This is a genomic window from Sphingobium sp. FG58, from assembly GCF_057809055.1.
Map to the genome: position 1 here is coordinate 1 of NZ_JBMDJF010000055.1, position 1411 is coordinate 1411.

The following is a 1411-nucleotide window of genomic DNA, read 5'->3' on the forward strand; positions in this document are numbered from 1 at the left end:
GCCCCGGCGCATGGGGATGTACGTCACGTCGGCGCACCAGACGTGGTTGGGCCGCGCCCGTTCGAGCAGCTTTTCGTATCAACATGGTTCGAACAGGCAAACCGCCCCTGCCCGCGAAGGGAAAAAGGACCGCCGCAGCAGCCGCAGTAAACCAGGCCGGAGAGAAGGCTTTTCGGGCGATGTGTTCGATTGAGGGCTTTATGAGCGGAGCGGGTTGCCTCGATGACATCGGCATATTGGATAGCGATATTCTCCTGCCTTGCCTTCACGGCCTGCCAGAGTTCTTCATCCACGATCCGAAGGTCGGGAACTTCGGTCACAATCCATTCGGATTTGGGATTGATGCGGGAAACCCTCTTGCCGGTTTGCGGGTTCTTCAGATAGCGCAGCCGGTTCCAGACAAGTTTGCCGATATAAAGCTCGTTGTTGAGCAGGCCCGTGCCGCGCATGGCGTGGCCGCGGATCGTGGTCGATGTCCACAACTTGCCCGTTGGGGCTGGGATGCCCGCATCATTGAGCCGGCAGGCAATTACGTGCGGGCTGAGCCCGTTGGCGAACTGTCGGAAAACCTGGCGAACGACTTCAGCTTCCGCCGTATTGATGCTCCGTTCACCGTGGACCGGTTCGCCTTCACTCGAGAAGCGCCGCACGACGTCATAGCCAAAACAAAGCCCGCCGCCGGATTTGCCCTTCTCGACGCGGCCGCGCAGGCCGCGATGGGTCTTCTTCGCAAGGTCCTTGAGGAACAGCGCGTTCATCGTGCCCTTGAGGCCGACATGCAGTTCGGAAACTTCGCCCTCGGCCAGCGTAACAATTCTGACGCCAGCGAACTGGAGGTTTTGTAGAGCGTGGCGACGTCGGCCTGGTCGCGGGACACCCGATCCAGCGCTTCGGCTAGCAGAATGTCGAAGCGACCCATCTGCGCATCCTGCAAAAGTGACTGGATGCCGGGACGTAGAATGACGCTCGCGCCGGAGATCGCTGCATCCTTATAGTTGGCGACAATCCGCCAGCCTTCGCGCGCCGCCTGTTCGCGGCATATCAAAAACTGGTCGTCGATGGATGCAGGGCTCTGCTTGTCGTCGGAATAGCGGGCATACAGCGCTACGCGGGGCATTCGGAGTCTCCAGAGGTGAGCTTTGGGGTCAATCTACAGATTTGACCATGCCTGCCAATCTGGGGCCGCGATCAAAATTGAAGCGCGCTATTATGCTGTCGCCGGAACTCCGCCAGGGCACCTATGATGCCGTATTCGATAAGCTAGCGGCGAGCTCCTGACGGCCTTCATTTGCTTCTCGTTGCAAAATGCTCGTTTCTCGGGTGCAGTCCGTCTTCTGCTATCCGGCAGGAGTCGACCAGAGCACGAACCCGCTCCGCGGGAGGGTCGCTTGGGGTGACGTAGCGTAGTATT

General features: G+C 59.6%; 2 protein-coding genes. Both read right to left on the minus strand.

Annotation, left to right across the window (positions count from 1 at the left end; all coding sequences use genetic code 11):
* Positions 1 to 23 precede the first annotated feature (23 nt).
* Complete coding sequence (locus tag ACODR8_RS19910; RefSeq protein ID WP_489008850.1) at positions 24 to 758, minus strand: recombinase family protein; 735 nt, start codon at positions 756 to 758, stop codon at positions 24 to 26.
* Complete coding sequence (locus tag ACODR8_RS19915; protein WP_489008851.1) at positions 755 to 1117, minus strand: recombinase family protein; 363 nt, start codon at positions 1115 to 1117, stop codon at positions 755 to 757. Before ACODR8_RS19915 ends, ACODR8_RS19910 begins: the two co-directional genes overlap by 4 nt.
* Positions 1118 to 1411: the final 294 nt, after the last annotated feature.

What these genes read in the sequence shown, in the direction of transcription:
- ACODR8_RS19915 (WP_489008851.1), bottom strand. Translation starts at nt 1,117, where the DNA reads ATGCCCCGCGTAGCGCTGTATGCCCGCTATTCCGACGACAAGCAGAGC.
- ACODR8_RS19910 (WP_489008850.1), bottom strand. Translation starts at nt 758, where the DNA reads ATGAACGCGCTGTTCCTCAAGGACCTTGCGAAGAAGACCCATCGCGGC.